This window comes from Gellertiella sp. DMC107 (assembly GCF_056313605.1).
In genome coordinates, this window is the sequence record NZ_JBQUZZ010000001.1 from 676,438 (window position 1) to 692,333 (window position 15,896).

Here is a 15,896-nt window from a genome sequence, read left to right on the forward strand (position 1 = left end):
CGCCCCAAGCGGCGCGGTTTTTTAAAGAACCATTGCGTGCAAAGGCCCGCGGCTTCTCCGCCGGGGCGGAAAATATGGGCAGGCAATGCGCGAAAACTTCCGGGGCTGACCCAGGGAAGTGTTGTATATTCCCCAATGTGAGGCAGGTCGTGTGCCGGTGGTGACTGGAGGCGTACGCTGACCTGAATGCAGGGGCACAAGGGAGAAGTACCCATGAATCAAATATCTCAAGCCAGCGCCGGTCCCGGGCTGGTCGACGAAGGGGCCGTAAAGCGCTTTCTGCGGGCCACGGAAATCGATACCCGCATGCTGGGCATGTTCGGCGCGCTCATCCTGATCTGGCTCGGCTTCCAGATCTACGGCATCGTCTATAACGGCAACGGCGCCTTCCTGACCTATCGTAACCTGTGGAACCTTTCGGTCCAGACCTCCTCCATCGCGGTGATGGCGACAGGCATGGTGCTGATCATCGTGACCCGTCACATCGACCTGTCGGTCGGTTCGGTTCTGGGCATCACGGCCATGCTCATGGGCGTTTTCCAGGTCTGGTTCCTGCCTCAATATCTGGGCCTCGGCCATCCGATGATCTGGGTTCTGACCGTCATCTTCGGCCTGGCGGTGGGCACGCTGATCGGCGCCTTCCAGGGCATGCTGGTCGCCTATTTCCAGATTCCCTCCTTCATCGTCACACTCGGTGGCCTGCTGGTATGGCGCGGCGCAGCCTGGTGGGTGGCGCGCGGCGAAACCATTTCCCCCGTCGATGCCAATTTTGCCCTGATCGGTGGCGGTCCCTATGGATCCATTGGTTACTGGGGCACCTGGATCGTGGCCCTGATCGGCTGCGTCGCCGTCACCTTCATGCTCGCCTCCGGTCGCCGCCAGCGCGCTCGCTTCGGCTTCCCGCTGCGCCCGGTCTGGGCAGAGGTGTTCCTCGCCGCCCTCTCCGCACTGCTGATCATCGGCGCGGCCTATATCGCCAACCAGTATTTCTGGCCGGTCGGCATCGTCAAGCAATATGCCGCTGCGAAGAACATCACCATTCCGGAAGGCGGCCTGAATATTTCCCACGGCTTTGCCATTCCGGTGCTGATCGCGGCATTCGTCTGCATTGCCATGACCTTCCTGGCGACACGCACCCGCTTCGGCCGCTACGTGTTCGCCATTGGCGGCAACCCGGAAGCCGCCGAACTTGCCGGCATCAATACCAAGCGCATGACCATGCTGATCTTCGCGCTCATGGGCTTCCTCGTCGGCATCTCCGCGACCATCTCTTCGGCTCGCCTGAACTCGGCCACCAACGCGCTCGGCCAGTTCGATGAACTCTACGTCATTGCCGCCACCGTGATCGGCGGCACCTCGCTCGCCGGGGGCATGGGTACCATTTACGGCGCCATGCTCGGTGCTGTTGTCATGCAATCGCTGCAATCCGGGATGGTGCTGGTCGGCTTCGACTCGGCCGTGCAGCAAATGGTCGTCGGTGGGGTTCTTGTCGTGGCTGTCTGGCTCGACACGATCTACCAGCGCCGTGTGAAGTAAGGAGGCCCGTCGATGAACGCGACAGCTGAACATATTCAACCTGAAACCCGCACGCCCCTTGTCGACATGCGCGATATTTCCATCGCCTTCGGCGGCATCAAGGCCGTGGATCACGCCTCCGTGTCGCTCTATCCCGGCGAGGTGGTCGGGCTGCTGGGGCACAACGGCGCGGGCAAATCCACGCTGATCAAGATCCTCTCCGGCGCCTATCCGCGTGATGGCGGCACGATCATGATCAATGGCGAGGAAGCCAACATCAACAATCCGCGCGACGCGAAATCCTACGGGATCGAGACGATCTACCAGACGCTCGCTCTGGCGGACAATGTGGATGCCGCGGCCAATCTCTTCCTCGGCCGCGAGCTGCTGACCCCCTGGGGGACGCTGGATGATGCCGCCATGGAGGCGGAAGCGCGCAAGGTGATGGGGCGCCTCAACCCCAACTTCCGCCGCTTCAAGGAGCCGGTGAAGGCACTGTCCGGTGGACAGCGCCAGTCCGTTGCCATTGCCCGCGCGATCCTCTTCAATGCCCGTATCCTGATCATGGACGAACCGACGGCGGCGCTTGGCCCTCAGGAAACCGCGCAGGTGGGTGAACTCATCAAGGAACTGAAGAAGGATGGCATCGGCATCTTCCTCATCAGCCACGACATCCACGATGTCTTCGATCTGGCGGACCGTGTCACGGTGATGAAGAATGGTCAGGTGGTCGGCCATGCCAAGACCACCGACGTGACCAAGGATGAAGTCCTCGGCATGATCATTCTCGGCAAGTGCCCTCCGGGCGCGACACCGGGACCGGGTGCCGCAAAACTCTGATCGCGCACGGACGGGGACCTGCAAGGCAGGCCCCGTCCTGTCAGACCGGACGCTGGAAATGAAAAAGGCTCCGATCGGAGCCTTTTTCATTCAGTGGACGTCGCATGATTGCGGTTTATGGCGGCATCAGCAGGCAAGGCGGGTCAGCAGTTCCACCAGCTGGTCGCGCTCCTCGACGCCACCCAGCCGGGCGATCATCCGAGTTTCGTGCTGGCGCCACTTGCCGCTGGTCTCCACCACGAAATCCGTCCCCTGCCGGGTGAGGAACAGCGACTGCACGCGGCGATCACTTTCCGGCTTGCGCCGTTCTGCAAGGCCGCGCTGCTGCAGGGCATCCACGAGGGCCACGAAATTCGCCCGCTGGATTCCGAGGATTTCAGCCGCATCCGACTGCTTGATCCCCGGATGATTGGCAAGAAGCATCAGCAGCGAGAATTCGGCGGGACGCAGATCATAAGGCACAAAGGTCTCGCTGAAATCGTGAAGCACCGTCTGCTGGGCTCGACGCAACCAGTAGCCAATTCCTTCCTCGACATGCGTGGCAGTAAAATCTACCGAAATGTTCATCTCAAATCCTTCCCAATTATGATCCTGATAAAAAAGCCTGCGGATGTTGCCAAAGACACTTCCCATCGGAGTGAATCATCGCCTTCACCAATCATCTTGCAAGAACCTTATATAGAGAGAAAAAACTAACGAATATGCTAATTCTAACCGGAAAATTCTTATTATTTATATCCTGTGAAATATAACCGTTAGTATATATAAATAAAAACCCGTTCCGAAATGATGCAAGCCGGCCCGGGCCAGCTCCCGCCACAGCACACCATGTGCCGCCATCGCGCTGCCAACCCCTCGCCTGTCAGGAAATCCGCCTGCCGGAGCCGGCGGTGCGAAAAAATCAAAAAATCCATTGATAGGCGCACCAAGCTGGGTTAAGTACCCCACAGGACGCCGGTCGAATCCGGACGCTCCTCAGTGCACCCGTAGCTCAGCTGGATAGAGTGTTGGATTCCGATTCCAAAGGTCACAGGTTCGAATCCTGTCGGGTGCGCCATTTAAGTACAGAACTGCGAACCGCAAAAGCCGCCGATTTCCCGCTCGAAGCGGCGACGAGGCTTTGAAGCAGTTCAGATTTCGATCCCATGATACGAACCTCATCGTCGGCGACCTCGACGCGTTGTGCGAAAGCGCGCAGGTGATCCCGCCGATAACCCCCTCCTTCGATCCGCAGGCTGCTGCGCGCCGCGTTCGCGAGTGTGTCGATCATGTCTGCGGTAACGGCCCGACTGCCAGAGCTGTCCAATGTCACCTGTATCCGCTCGGCGTCGGCCGTCGCCTGATCGCGGATACCCTTCAGGCTAGCGATACGATCCTTCAGTCCCATGTCATCAAGCGCGGCCACACCTGATTCGATAGCGTCGTAGAGTCTCCCGAGCCGTTGGTCCGTTTCGGTGATTCGTCGATGCAACTCCGCCAGATGCTCGCGACGGCGTTCAGTCCGTTCCTGACGGCGATCAAGAAGGCTCGACAGGATCATCTCCAACCGCTTGGGTTGGAGGAGACGGTCTTCGAGATGGCTCGCGACCAGATGGTCGAGCTTGTCCATACGGATCGAACGACCTTCGCAGCCAGTGGCTCCTTGCCGAGCTTTAGTCGAGCAGGTGTAATAGGTATATTGCCCGCCATTGCCCCGCCCGGTGCGCATGGTCATCGCGCCTCCGCATTTGGCGCAGAAGCAGATGCCGGTGAGCAGAGTCGGACCGCTCGTCACCCGTGCAGGCACCACAATGGGGTTTCGCGATTTGAGGCGAGCCTGCACCGCGTCAAACGTATCGCGCTCGATCAGCGGCGGCACCGCCATGACCGCTATTTCGCCCTCGGGCTTCTTCTCGCGGTTCTTGAAAGAGCGAGTATTGAACCGGTGCTCGCCAATATACGTCGTGCGTGTCAGGATCGCATGAATTTGCGCCAGGCCCCATTTCCCGCCGTCACGAGTAAACATGTGGCGTTCATTCAGGTAGGTGGTTATTGCCTTGACACCTTTCGGGCCGGAGATGCCGTCGCCTTCCAGGAACAGGCGATAAATGAGCCGGACCGTCTCCGCGTGCAGCGGGTCGATCTCCAGCTTCTTCTTGATTTTCGACCCACGCTGTTCAGCCGCAATGATGCGATAACCAATCGGTGGCCGAGCACCGTTCCAGAAGCCCTGCCTCGCATTTTCGTTCATGGCGCGCAGAACGTGCTTGGCGTTTTCCTTCGACTGATACTCGTCGAACAATGCCATGATCTGCCGCATCATGACGTGCATCGGATCGTCACCCATCTCCTGTGTGATGGAGACGAGTTTGACGCCGTTCTTGGCGAGCTTGCGGACGTAGAATTCAAGCTCAAAATGGTCGCGAAAGAAGCGGCTGAACGAATGGACCACGACGACATCGAACGGTGCGGGTTTCGTGGTGCCGGCCTCGATCATTCTTTGAAACTCGGGACGGCGATCGTTGGTGGCGGACGCGCCCGCTTCCACGAAGGTTTCGACGAGCTGATAGCCGCGCGAGGCGCAATAGGCTTCGCCCTGCTTGCGTTGGTCGGGGATCGACACGTCATGCTCGGCCTGCCGCGTGGTCGAGACGCGAAGATAGAGGGCGGCGCGTTGCGCCACATGTGGACCTTGAACGTTCATGCGCGGCCTCCCTTGGCATCGCGCCGGTGCAGCAAAGGCAATTCCAGCGTGACGCGGTCATGCAGCACCTTCGGCATGAGCTTTCGCCCCTCACCCGGCTCCATGCGGACAAGCCCATAGGTCGCCATCGTCTTGAGAGTTCGGGATAGGCTCGGCTTCGTGCGTCCCGTGATCTGCGACAGCTCCTCCAGCGAGGCCGGAGCCTGATCGTGGATGACGCGCAGCAATTCGCGGTTTCCACTGGACAGGATTTGCGCGAAGGACTCGGTAGAGGTGAACCACACCTTGGGATCGTCCGGTGCGGGCTTTTCTTCGCCCTTGGCGATCCGCATCGTGCGGGCCTTCATTTCTTCATAGTCAGCGATCCCGACTTTCAATGTGGTCATAGCACGCCTCGCTCCTTCAAAACCGCGTCCACCGCCTGCCAGAAGTCGGCCAACAGCGTGGCCGCATCCTCCCAGGCGTAGGGCTTCACGGTCTGAAGGCGATGTCGATGATCCATCGGCTCGCCGCGCCTGCCCCGGCCGACCGGATGGGCGTTGTCAAAGCCGACCAACCGTTCGCCCGAACGGCCGTGAAGCGTGAGGGAGTAATCGAGCCCGTGCAGCTTTTCCGGCGATGCCGGAACGCGAGTAACAACGAATTTCACCCAATAGCCGCCCTCGGGATCGACAACGAGCACCTGACCATCGAGGTCCAGAAGCATGTCGAGGCTCGGATCACGATCCTCACTCACCGCGTTTTGTTACCATCTGATGGTAACAAATTCAAGCCGGATACGTCGGTGTTCAATACGACGACGGGGTGAAAGAGCCGATCCAAAACATCGCCGAAATAGCTTTCGAAGATATCGACCTCGGCTACCGTAATCGGGACGCGCTCGGGCCAGTCGTCGGCGATGGACAGCTTCTCGATGTCGAATACGTCCGTGGATGGGCTGCGCTTCGGGCCGGGCCGCGGCGCGGGGTCGTCGCCATAGTCGTAAAGATCATTGGGGAGCACCCTCGGCGCTGCATGGCGGGGCCGCCCTCTTGCGGCACGGTGTCGTTTCGCGGACATAAAATCCTCCGTGGTTGCGACAGGGTTCCGGGCGCTGGACAGCCCGGAATTAGGCGAAGCTTAGAGGGGGAATGGCGGTCTGTAGCGTGCCGCATTCATTCTGCTGTGCTGACGGCACTCCAGGCGATCGAGTGCCGCGATGGGTTCAGGTGGTGGAACTTCTGGCCTTCGCGAAGCCGCGATCAGTGGCGATGAAGCGTTCGAGCATCGGCACGATCAGTTTCATCGGATCGGCGGCTGGCTGGCCCGTCTCGCGGGCCAGCGCGGCGGCATAGGCGGCAAGATCGCGATGCAGGCTGGCGGGCAGCTCCAGCGTCACTTTGACGGGTTTGTCGTCGGCGATGGGGCCGAGTTTCAGCTTGGTCATAGGTTAGTTCCTGTAGGGTTCGAACACGATGTCGCGGGTGACGATGACCCTGACCGGGTAGCCGGGCCGGATGGTCAGCGTCGGTGCAACCTGCAACTGGCGCTGGACGATCTGCTGACCGGCTTGGTTCACGGTGTCCTGCGCGCCGTCGCGCAGGGCACGGTGCAGCCGGTCGTTGTCGTCGGTGGCGAGTTCCGCGCCGACGCCGAGAAGCGTCGACAGCGCGGCGGCCTTGGCGAGATCCCACCAGTGGTAATCGACACCATCCTCAAGACCGGCATAGCCTTGAGTGTCGGCGCCCGGCTGGCGTTCGAGAACGATGGAGCGGCCGTTCGGCATGATGAGGCGGTTCCACAACAGCAGGACCCTGCGCTGGCCGAACTGGACGCTGTTGTCATACTGGCCGATCAGCCGTGTGCCCTGCGGCACGAGCAGGATGCGGCCCGTCGGGCTATCGTAGATGTTTTCCGTGACCTGCGCGGTGATCTGGCCGGGAAGATCGGAACGGATACCCGTGATGAGAGCCGCCGAGATGACCGCGCCGGCCTGCAGCACGAAGGGCGACGCCGGCGGCGTCACGCGATCGGGCGTCACGGTGCGCCGGTCGGCCGCCGCATTGAGGAAGGCGAGCTGCTTGTCCTGTGCGGTCGCGGCTGCAGCGCCAGCGCCGGAGAGGTCGAGCCCCGCAAGGCCAGGCGTCACGCCCGTGCCGGCGGCCGTCGAGCCCTGCCGCGACTGGAAGAAGACGGTGCTGAGTCGGGCGGCCTCCTCCTCGGCGCGGCGGCGTTGCTCGGCCTCGCTGACGCCGGGCGTCGCGACCACGGGTGCGGCGACGGGCTGGCCGTTGTTCTGCGCATCAAGGATCGGGCGGCCGAGATCGCCGGGCAACGCCGGCCCGAGGATCGGGCCGGTATAGTCCTTCGGCAAGCCGGCCAGGCCATCGGCCGTCTGGCGGTTGTTGGTTGAATAGAGTTCGGTCCCGCCATCGTCCGGCCCGCGCGTTTGAAGCGCGTAAATCAGCGATCCACCGATGCCGACAAGCGCAACGGCGGCGACGCTGGCGAGCATCTTGCGCGACAGGCGCGTGACACGGGGTGCCTCGGCGCGAAGACGCATCGGGGCCGCGTTGGTTTCTGCTGGGGTTTCGGTCTCATTCACGATTGCGGCCTCCCGTCGGTGCGGACGATCCTGACGGTCTGCTGCTTGTCTCCCGCGCCAAGACGCAGTTCGGCCGCGCCGAACAGGCGATCGACGATCAGGATGTGTTGATAGATGCGGCTGTTGACGATCTGGGTCTCGCCATTGGAGCCGAGGACGAAGATCGGGGGCATTTCGCCCTGAACGATGCCGCGCGGAAACTCGACATAGACGCGGCGGCCGTCGTCATAGACGGCGACGGGCTTCCATGGCGGGGTGTCACCGGTGAGGCCATAGCGATAGTTGCGAGCGGCCACGGCCGGAATGGCCGGCGTTGCCGGAAACGCTTGCTGGCCGCCGCTTGGCCGCGGATAGGCCCAGGAGACCGCGGGCATATAAGGCTTCTCGCCAGAGCGCAGCTCGATCATGTAGGTGCGCCGGTCGGTCGTGATGACGAGGTTTGTGGTGATGTCGGCCCGCGAGGGCTTCACCAGCACGAGCACGCGGCGGCCGACGCCGGAGCCGGATTCGGTGTCGCCGATAATCCAGCGCGCCGTGTCGCCAGCGGCGATCGGCCCGGCACCCGTCAGAGCTTCGCCAGGTTCGAGCGCGATGCTGGTGATCTGACCGGGGGCGGCATAGATTTGATAGAGCGCGCCTTCCGACCACGGATAGACCTGGATGGCGTTGTAATAGCCCTCACGGCGCGGCTGCACGCGGGCGGCGGCATTGGCATTCTCGACGCGGCCTGTCGGGGTGGAGGCGGTCTCGCCGCCGCGCGCGACCGTCCAGGCGGGTGGCACGTTGAGGGGTTTGGGACGATCATCGATTATGGCGGCCGGGACAGCCGGCAACGGCGGCACGCTGGCGTCGTAGCTGATTTCGGGTGGCTTGTAGGTCGCGCACCCTGCCAAAACCGTTGCGCACTGCAACATCAATACGACGGTCGATTTACGGATTGCCGGGATCATTGGGCCATCTCCCGTGACCAGTTGATGGCGTTGACGTAGATGCCGAGTGGATTGGCCTTCAGGCGCTCGGCGTCGCGTGGCGGCTGAAGCGTGACCGTGAGGATCGCGGTCCAGCGCTCAGTCGAGGCAAGCGCGCCGTTCTCGAAATGCCGCTCCGTCCAGGCGACGCGAAACGAATCCGGCGACGCGCGGATGACGCTGGAGACGTCAACCGCGATCTGCTGCTTTCCGACCTTGGTGAAGGGATCGTTGGTGCGGGCATAGTCGTTGAGTGCGCCCGCGCCGCGATCGGTGGTCCATTCATAGGCGCGAAGCCAGTTCTGGCGGACGATGATTGGATCGGCGGGGATCGAGCGGACCTGCTCGATGAAGCGGCCGAGATGCCATGCGATTTGCGGATCGGTCGGACGGAAGTCGGCGACGGCCGGCGCGAGCGCCTGGGCCTGGCCGAGCTTGTCTACCTGAACCACCCAGGGCACCACGGTCCCGCGCGCTGACTGGATGACCAACGCCCCGGCGAAGCCCGCCGAGAGGATCAGCGAGCCGAAGGCCATATAACGCCAGTTCTTGGCCTGCACGCGGGCCGATCCGATCCGGTCGTCCCAGACCTGCGTGGCGCGCTGGTAAGGTGTCTCGGGTTGCGGGGTCTTGCCGTAGTGGGCGGCGGGTCTTTTGAAGAGGTTCATCAGCGGTCGCTTTCAGAGAGGTTGATGGAAGAACCGGAGCCGTGGCTGTCGCCGGAGCGGATGGCGTGGGCGGCGGCGCTGACGCCGTGGCTGACGGTCTGGTTGCGCTTCATGCGCTTAGCCCAATCGGGAGCGCTGCCGGTCACGGTCGGGGTGGCAGCGGCCTCGGCGGCTGCACCCCCGATCGTCCCCATGGTCGAAATGCCGCCGGTCGCCCCGAAGCCAGCCTTCGCGCCATCGGAGAAGCTGGATTTCATGGAGTCGGCGGCGCGCGATGCGGCACGGCGGAGTGGCGACGTGGCCGCCGATCCGGCGGCACGCGTGACCCCACCGACACCGGAGGCGACGCCCGATGCGCCGGATTTGCCGAGAGAGCCGAGCGAATAGGCCGAGGAGGCCGCGCCAGCTGCGGTTGCACCGCCGCGGGCGGCGGCGGCCCCGCCGGAGAGCACGGCGGCTCCGCCCTTGGCGGCCATCATCGCACCGCCGCCGAAGGCCATGGCCGCGCCGCCGACCGCAAGGCCGGTGCCAATGGCCGCGCCCGCGCCGAGCTGCGGGCCGCCGGAGACGAGACCGTTGGCGATGCCGGGACCGAAGATGCCGAGGGCCACGAGGGACAACGCAGCCAGCACGACGGCCATGGCGTCATCGATGCTGGGGGTGGTGCCGCCGAAACCCTTGGTGAACTCGCTGAAAAGCGTCGAGCCGATGCCGATAATGACCGCCAGCACGAGAACCTTGATACCGCTGGATATGACGTGGCCAAGCACCTTTTCGGCCATAAAGGCGGTTTTCCCGAAGAGGCCAAACGGAATGAGGACGAAGCCGGCGAGCGTCGCCAGCTTGAATTCGATCAGGGTGACGAAGAGCTGGATGGCCAGAATGAAGAAGGCGAGGATGACCAGCGCCCAGGCGAAGAGCAGGCACGCGATCTGGATGAAGTTCTCGAAGAACGCGACCCAGCCCATCAGATCGGAGATGGATTCGAGCAGCGGCCGGGCGGCGTCGAGGCCGGTCTGTGCGACTTTGCCGGGCCGCATCAGGTCGGCGGTTGAAAACCCCGTTCCACTCGCCTTCAGGCCAAGGCCCGCGAAGCTCTCGAACAGGATCTTGGCGAGGTTGTTCCAGTTGCCGATGAGATAGGCGAAGACGCCGACGAAGAGCGTCTTCTTGACGAGGCGCGTGATGATGTCGTCATCGGCCGCCCAGGACCAGAAGAGCGCGGCGAGCGTCACGTCAATGACGATCAGAGTGGTTGCGATGAAGCCGACCTCACCGCCGAGAAGGCCGAATCCGCTGTCGATGTATCTGGTGAATACGCCGAGGAAATTGTCGATGACGCCTGCGCCGCCCATGGCTCACCGCCCTTCGGGTGCGATCGGCGCGGGCGCGCGGCCAAGGAAGCGGTCACGGGTCTCGGCCCATACAGCCATGCACTCGTTGTCGCTGGCTGCCTGTTGGCCGAGCCGCTGGCATCGGCGTTGGCCTTCGCGCAGCGGATCGCGGTCGGGGGAATGAAGTGCGGCCGGCGAAGAAGCCGGCGCGTTCTCCTCGCGGTTCAGTCCGATGACCGTCGCAGTGATGGCGATGGCGACGAACACGATAGCGCCGAGGCGGGCCAGCATCTTGCCGTCCATGGGAATGCTCCTTCTGGAGGTTACTTGCCGGTGTTGAACATCTGGGCGTTACCAGGCGCGTAGCTCGAGCCGGGCGTCAGGAAGCGGCGACGTTGTTCGCGACCCTGCTCAGCGGCGGCGGTGCGCTCGGCCTCGGTGAGTGCGCTGGCGCGGCCGTTGGAGGCGAGCAGCGCCACGAGGTCCGAAAGCTGCTGCGATTGTAGAGCGAGGATCTGATTGCCGGCTTGCGTGGCCTGAAGCGCGCCGGTCGCGCCCTGGCTCTGGCTGACCAACGCCGACATCTGCGTGCGGTTGGTGTCGATGTTGGACACGACGCCGGCCTGCACGCGCATGGCATCCTGAAGTCCGCCGACGGTGTTCTGCCAGCGCGAGCGCGCATCGGCGATCATCTGCCTGTCGGTCGTCGACATCGAGACGTTGCCGTATTTTTGGGCAAACACCTGGTCGATCTGCTGGACGTTGAATGCGATGCCCTGAGCTTGGCTGAGAAGCTGCTGGGTGCGCTGCACGTTCTGCTGGAGCTGCTGGAGCGCCGAGTAGGGTAGGCTCGCCAGATTCTTCGCCTGATTGATGAGCATCTGCGCTTCGTTCTGAAGCGAGGTGATCTGGTTGGTGATCTGCTCCAGCGTGCGCGCGGCGGTCAGGACGTTTTGCGCATAGTTGGAGGGATCGAAGACGATGAAGGCGTGCGCTGGCGTCGCCACCATCGGAGAGAGCGCGAGCGGCGCTGCTGCGAACAGGTTTGCAGCGAGCGCCATGGCGCGCGAGCGGGATCGACGGATTTGCATAGTCAGGACTCCTTTGCGGCTAGGGGGAAATTCGGAATGAGTTCCGCCGCCCATCCGGCGTCGCGGGCGCGCAGCCAAGCGGCGAGGAAACCTTCGCGGCCGTGTTCGGCGACGAGGTTGGCGATCAACGTCTGGTCGGATTTGGATGAGGCGGCGCAGAGTGCGAGGCCGACTTGCGACAGACCCAGCTCGAACAGGCGGTTGCCGCGCCGAGACTGGCAGTAGTAGTCGCGCTTGGGGACGGCACGCGCGAGGATTTCGATCTGGCGGTCGTTAAGGCCGAAGCGGCGATAGATGGCCGTGATCTGCGGCTCGATCGCCCGTTCATTTGGCAACAGGAGGCGCGTCGGGCAGCTTTCGATGATGGCCGGCGCGATACTCGAATTGTCGATGTCGGACAGTGACTGCGTGGCGAAGATGACGGATGCGTTCTTCTTGCGCAGCGTCTTCAGCCATTCACGGAGCTGGCTAGCGAATCCTTCATCGTCAAGCGCAAGCCAGCCCTCGTCGATGATGAGCATCGTCGGGCGGCCGTCGAGCCGTTCGCCGATGCGATGGAAGAGATAGGCGAGTACGGCTGGTGCCGCGCCAGCCCCGACAAGACCTTCGATCTCGAACGCCTGCACGTCGGCGGAGCCCAGATGTTCAGCCTCAGCGTCGAGCAAGCGTCCGTAGGCACCGCCGACGCAGTAAGGACGGAGCGCCTGCTTGATGTCGTTGGATTGGAGCAGGACTGCGAAGCCAGTGATGGTGCGTTCCTCGACCGGCGCGGAGGCGAGCGAGGTCAGCGCGGTCCAGATGTGCTCCTTCACCTCCGGCGTGACCCTGATGCCTTCGCGCGTCAGGATCGCCACGATCCAATCGGCCGCCCAGGCGCGTTCATAGGTGTTGTCGATGCGAGCGAGAGGCTGGAGGGAGACGGAGAATTGGTCCCCCTCCGTCAACCCGCCGCCGAGATCGTGCCAGTCACCGCCCATAGCGAGCGCAGCGGCGCGGATCGAACCGCCGAAGTCGAAAGCGAAGACCTGGGACCGCTCATAGCGTCGGAACTGTAAGGCCATGAGCGCGAGCAGTACGGACTTGCCCGCGCCGGTCGGACCGACGACGAGCGTGTGGCCGACATCCCCAACATGAAGGGATAACCGGAACGGGGTCGAGCCTTCGGTCTTGCCGTAAAGCAAGGGGGGACTACCGAAATGCTCGTCCCGTTCCGGCCCCGCCCACACGGCGGAGAGGGGGATCATGTGAGCAAGATTCAACGTGCTGATGGGGGGCTGGCGGACGTTGGCATAGGCATGGCCGGGCAGACTGCCGAGCCATGCGTCGACCGCGTTGACGGTCTCGACCATGGCGGTGAAATCGCGGCCCTGGATGACCTTCTCGACCAGACGCAGCTTCTCGTCGGCAAGACGCGGATCGGCGTCCCACACCACGATCGTCGCGGTGACATAGGCCATGCCTGCAACATCGGCCCCCAGCTCCTGCAAGGCCATGTCGGCGTCGGCCGCCTTGTTGGACGCATCGGTGTCGACCAGCGCCGAGGCTTCGTTGGTCAGAACTTCCTTGAGGATGGCGGCGATCGACTTGCGCTTCGCAAACCATTGCCGCCTGATCTTCGTCAGCAGCTTCGTGGCATCGGTCTTGTCGAGCAGGATCGCGCGGGTGCTCCAGCGATACGGGAACGCCAGCCGGTTGAGATCGTCGAGCAGACCGGGCGTCGTCGCCGTCGGAAAGCCGATGATGGTGAGAATTCGCAGATGTTCGTCGCCAAGGCGCGGTTCGACCCCACCGGTCAATGGCTGGTCGGCGAGCAGCGCATCGAGATAGATCGGGGTTTCGGGAATGCGGATGCGGTGGCGTTTGGTCGAAACCGTCGAGTGCAGATAAGTAAGTGTCTCGGTGTCATCGAGCCAGGCGCATTCGGGCATGAAGCCGTCGAGGAGCGCCAGTACGCGGCCGGTGCGGTCGATGAAGGTGCGCAGGATCTCGTTCGGATCGACACCGGTGCGCCCGCGGCCCTCGTAGAGCCAGGTTTCGGCGCGGGCGGTCTCCTCGACCGGGGGCAGATAGAGGAAGGTCAGGTAGTAGCCGGAATCGAAGTGAACGCCTGCTTCCTCGAAATCGGCCTTGCGCTCGGCATCGACCAGGCCAGATGCGGCATCGGGGAACCGGTCCGCCGGATAGGTCGCGGCCTCATGGCGCTGCGCCTCGACGAAGATGCTCCAGCCGGAGCCAAGACGGCGGAAGGCATTGTTGATGCGGCCGGCGACGGCGACCAACTCGGCCGCGACGGCGCTATCGAGATCAGGCCCGCGAAACGTCGCGGTGCGCTGGAACGAGCCGTCTTTGTTGAGGACAATGCCGGGGCCGGCCAGTGCGGCCCAGGGCAGGAAATCGGCAAGGCGGCTGGCGCTGCGACGGTATTCGGCGAGATTCATCATTGCCGCGCTCCGTCAGACCGAGAGATGAGCGGGGATGCGAAGATGCCGACGGCCGACCTCCACGAAGAGCGGATCGCGTTTGGCGGCCCAGACCGCCGCGAAATGGCCGACCGCCCAGATGAGCAGGCCGACCAGCCAGAGGCGCAGGCCGAGGCCCACGGCCCCAGCAAGCGTCCCGTTGAGGATCGCGATAGAACGCGGCGCGCCGCCGAGCAGGATGTGCTCGGTCAGTGCGCGGTGGACCGGGACGGCGAAACCCGGCACGTCCAATTGCTCGAAGGCGACCGCCATCAGACGAGCGCCCCGCCGCCGAATGAGAAAAACGACAGGAAGAAGCTCGACGCCGCAAACGCGATCGAAAGGCCGAACACGATCTGGATCAGCTTGCGGAAGCCACCGGAGGTGTCGCCGAAGGCGAGCGCGAGGCCCGTTGCGATGATGATGATCACGGCGACGATTTTGGCGACCGGACCTTCGATCGACTGAAGGATTTTCTGAAGCGGCGCTTCCCACGGCATCGAGGAGCCGGAGGCGTGAGCGGCGGGAACGAGGACGAGATTGACGTAGGCAACGGCGACGAGGGTGGCGACGCTGCGATGCAAGGGCATAGGGATACGGATCATGAAGGTTCTCCTGTGCTGGTGGGGGTGGCCAAAGGGATGGGATGCCTGATGCGGTAGTCCCCGTCCGGGCCGAGCCCATCGACGCGGGCGAGCTCAGTGAGCCGGCGTGCGTAGCCGCGGCCGGAGAGGACGGCGACGAGGTCGATCGTCTCAGCGATCAGCGCGCGCGGGACGGTGACGACGGCTTCCTGGATGAGCTGTTCGAGACGGCGTAGCGCGCCAATGCCGGTGCCGGCGTGGATGGTGCCGACGCCACCCGGATGGCCTGTGCCCCAGGCTTTGAGGAGATCGAGCGCTTCGGAACCACGCACCTCGCCGATGGGGATGCGGTCGGGGCGCAGGCGCAACGAGGAGCGCACGAGATCGGAGAGCGTGACGACCCCCTCCTTGGTCCGCATGGAGACGAGGTTGGGCGCGGCGCATTGAAGCTCGCGCGTGTCCTCAATGATGACGACGCGATCGGCGCTCTTGGCGACTTCGGCCAAAAGCGCATTGGTCAGTGTGGTCTTGCCGGTCGAGGTGCCGCCCGCGACGAGGATGTTGGCCCGCGCCGCAACGGCCGCACGCAAAGTCGCTGCCTGGTTCGCCGACATGATCCCGGCGGCAACGTAGTCATTGAGCGTGAAGACAGCGACGGCTGGCTTGCGGATCGCGAAGGCGGGTGCGGCGACGACTGGCGGCAACAGCCCCTCGAACCGCTCGCCGGTGTCGGGCAGTTCGGCCGAAACGCGCGGGGATCGGGCATGAACCTCAGCGCCGACATGATGGGCGACCAGGCGGACGATGCGTTCGCCATCGGCAGGCGACAGCACCTCGCCAGTGTCGGACAATCCTTCGGAGAGCCGGTCGATCCAGATGCGCCCGTCCGGGTTCAGCATCACCTCGACGACGGCCGGGTCTTCGAGAAAGCGCGCGATGGCGGGGCCGAGCGCCGTGCGCAACATGCGCGCGCCGCGCTGGATCGCCTCCGGTCTGTGGTGTGATGTGGTCATGTCGGCCCCGTTTCTTCACGAGGCGCAACAGACGGTCCCCGGATCCGGGTCGATTAAAAGAGCCTGAAATCAGGTCGATTCAACAAGTATCGAAGCGCGTGCGGGGATCGGCGGCCATCGGCGGGGAATAGGATGGGTTAGGTCTCGGAAAGGTGGT

General features: G+C 63.6%; 18 protein-coding genes and 1 tRNA gene. 3 read left to right on the forward strand and 16 right to left on the reverse strand.

Annotated features, from left to right (window positions below):
* Positions 1 to 213: 213 nt before the first annotated feature.
* Complete coding sequence (locus ACT54B_RS03180) at positions 214 to 1,536, forward strand: sugar ABC transporter permease (protein ID WP_476042811.1); 1,323 nt, start codon at positions 214 to 216, stop codon at positions 1,534 to 1,536.
* A 12-nt stretch (positions 1,537 to 1,548) separates the two neighbouring features.
* Positions 1,549 to 2,355: an ATP-binding cassette domain-containing protein gene (locus ACT54B_RS03185; RefSeq protein ID WP_476042812.1), complete on the forward strand. Its 807-nt coding sequence runs from the start codon at positions 1,549 to 1,551 to the stop codon at positions 2,353 to 2,355.
* Positions 2,356 to 2,481: 126 nt separating this feature from the next.
* Here the strand turns inward: ACT54B_RS03185 and ACT54B_RS03190 are convergent, their stop codons facing one another.
* Positions 2,482 to 2,922, reverse strand: coding sequence for a MarR family winged helix-turn-helix transcriptional regulator (locus tag ACT54B_RS03190; protein WP_476042814.1), 441 nt, complete (start codon positions 2,920 to 2,922; stop codon positions 2,482 to 2,484).
* Positions 2,923 to 3,335: 413 nt separating this feature from the next.
* Here ACT54B_RS03190 and ACT54B_RS03195 point away from each other — a divergent pair.
* Positions 3,336 to 3,412 (forward strand) — tRNA-Arg (locus tag ACT54B_RS03195).
* Here the strand turns inward: ACT54B_RS03195 and ACT54B_RS03200 are convergent.
* The 15 genes from ACT54B_RS03200 to trbB form a co-directional block, all read right to left on the reverse strand.
* On the reverse strand, positions 3,383 to 5,038 hold the full coding sequence (locus ACT54B_RS03200; protein ID WP_476042815.1) for a recombinase family protein: 1,656 nt from the start codon (positions 5,036 to 5,038) through the stop codon (positions 3,383 to 3,385). The two genes, ACT54B_RS03195 and ACT54B_RS03200, sit on opposite strands and share 30 nt — an antisense overlap.
* Positions 5,035 to 5,424 carry an HVO_A0114 family putative DNA-binding protein gene (locus tag ACT54B_RS03205; RefSeq protein ID WP_476042816.1) on the reverse strand — a complete coding sequence of 130 codons (390 nt, stop codon included), beginning with the start codon at positions 5,422 to 5,424 and terminating at the stop codon, positions 5,035 to 5,037. The genes ACT54B_RS03200 and ACT54B_RS03205 overlap by 4 nt, the downstream gene beginning before the upstream one ends.
* Complete coding sequence (locus ACT54B_RS03210; protein ID WP_476042817.1) at positions 5,421 to 5,774, reverse strand: toxin-antitoxin system TumE family protein; 354 nt, start codon at positions 5,772 to 5,774, stop codon at positions 5,421 to 5,423. The genes ACT54B_RS03205 and ACT54B_RS03210 overlap by 4 nt, the downstream gene beginning before the upstream one ends.
* Positions 5,771 to 6,097, reverse strand: a complete 327-nt coding sequence (locus ACT54B_RS03215; RefSeq protein ID WP_476042818.1) for a hypothetical protein — start codon at positions 6,095 to 6,097, stop codon at positions 5,771 to 5,773. Before ACT54B_RS03215 ends, ACT54B_RS03210 begins: the two co-directional genes overlap by 4 nt.
* 145 nt (positions 6,098 to 6,242) lie before the next feature.
* Positions 6,243 to 6,464: a DUF2274 domain-containing protein gene (locus ACT54B_RS03220; protein ID WP_476042819.1), complete on the reverse strand. Its 222-nt coding sequence runs from the start codon at positions 6,462 to 6,464 to the stop codon at positions 6,243 to 6,245.
* Positions 6,465 to 6,467: 3 nt separating this feature from the next.
* The gene (locus ACT54B_RS03225) at positions 6,468 to 7,580 is read right to left on the reverse strand and encodes a TraB/TrbI/VirB10 family type IV secretion system protein (RefSeq protein WP_476043490.1); all 1,113 of its coding nucleotides are present in this window, start codon (positions 7,578 to 7,580) and stop codon (positions 6,468 to 6,470) included.
* Between the two features lie 38 nt (positions 7,581 to 7,618).
* Positions 7,619 to 8,572: a P-type conjugative transfer protein TrbG gene (gene trbG / locus ACT54B_RS03230; protein WP_476042820.1), complete on the reverse strand. Its 954-nt coding sequence runs from the start codon at positions 8,570 to 8,572 to the stop codon at positions 7,619 to 7,621.
* The gene (trbF, locus tag ACT54B_RS03235) at positions 8,569 to 9,258 is read right to left on the reverse strand and encodes a conjugal transfer protein TrbF (RefSeq protein ID WP_476042821.1); all 690 of its coding nucleotides are present in this window, start codon (positions 9,256 to 9,258) and stop codon (positions 8,569 to 8,571) included. Before trbF ends, trbG begins: the two co-directional genes overlap by 4 nt.
* Positions 9,258 to 10,613 (reverse strand): P-type conjugative transfer protein TrbL, encoded by a 1,356-nt coding sequence (gene trbL / locus ACT54B_RS03240; protein WP_476042822.1) that lies wholly within the window; start codon positions 10,611 to 10,613, stop codon positions 9,258 to 9,260. The genes trbF and trbL overlap by 1 nt, the downstream gene beginning before the upstream one ends.
* 3 nt (positions 10,614 to 10,616) lie before the next feature.
* Positions 10,617 to 10,895 (reverse strand): putative entry exclusion protein TrbK-alt, encoded by a 279-nt coding sequence (gene trbK-alt / locus ACT54B_RS03245; protein WP_476042823.1) that lies wholly within the window; start codon positions 10,893 to 10,895, stop codon positions 10,617 to 10,619.
* A gap of 20 nt (positions 10,896 to 10,915) precedes the next feature.
* Entirely contained in the window at positions 10,916 to 11,683 is a 768-nt protein-coding gene (gene trbJ, locus ACT54B_RS03250; RefSeq protein ID WP_476042824.1) for a P-type conjugative transfer protein TrbJ, read from the reverse strand.
* 2 nt (positions 11,684 to 11,685) lie between these two features.
* A complete protein-coding gene (gene trbE / locus ACT54B_RS03255) occupies positions 11,686 to 14,124 on the reverse strand; it encodes a conjugal transfer protein TrbE (protein ID WP_476042825.1) in 2,439 nt (812 codons plus the stop codon).
* Between the two features lie 12 nt (positions 14,125 to 14,136).
* Positions 14,137 to 14,415 (reverse strand): VirB3 family type IV secretion system protein, encoded by a 279-nt coding sequence (locus ACT54B_RS03260; protein ID WP_476042826.1) that lies wholly within the window; start codon positions 14,413 to 14,415, stop codon positions 14,137 to 14,139.
* Entirely contained in the window at positions 14,415 to 14,747 is a 333-nt protein-coding gene (locus ACT54B_RS03265) for a TrbC/VirB2 family type IV secretion system protein (RefSeq protein ID WP_476042827.1), read from the reverse strand. The genes ACT54B_RS03260 and ACT54B_RS03265 overlap by 1 nt, the downstream gene beginning before the upstream one ends.
* Positions 14,744 to 15,739 carry a P-type conjugative transfer ATPase TrbB gene (gene trbB / locus ACT54B_RS03270; RefSeq protein ID WP_476042828.1) on the reverse strand — a complete coding sequence of 332 codons (996 nt, stop codon included), beginning with the start codon at positions 15,737 to 15,739 and terminating at the stop codon, positions 14,744 to 14,746. Before trbB ends, ACT54B_RS03265 begins: the two co-directional genes overlap by 4 nt.
* Positions 15,740 to 15,896 lie beyond the last annotated feature (157 nt).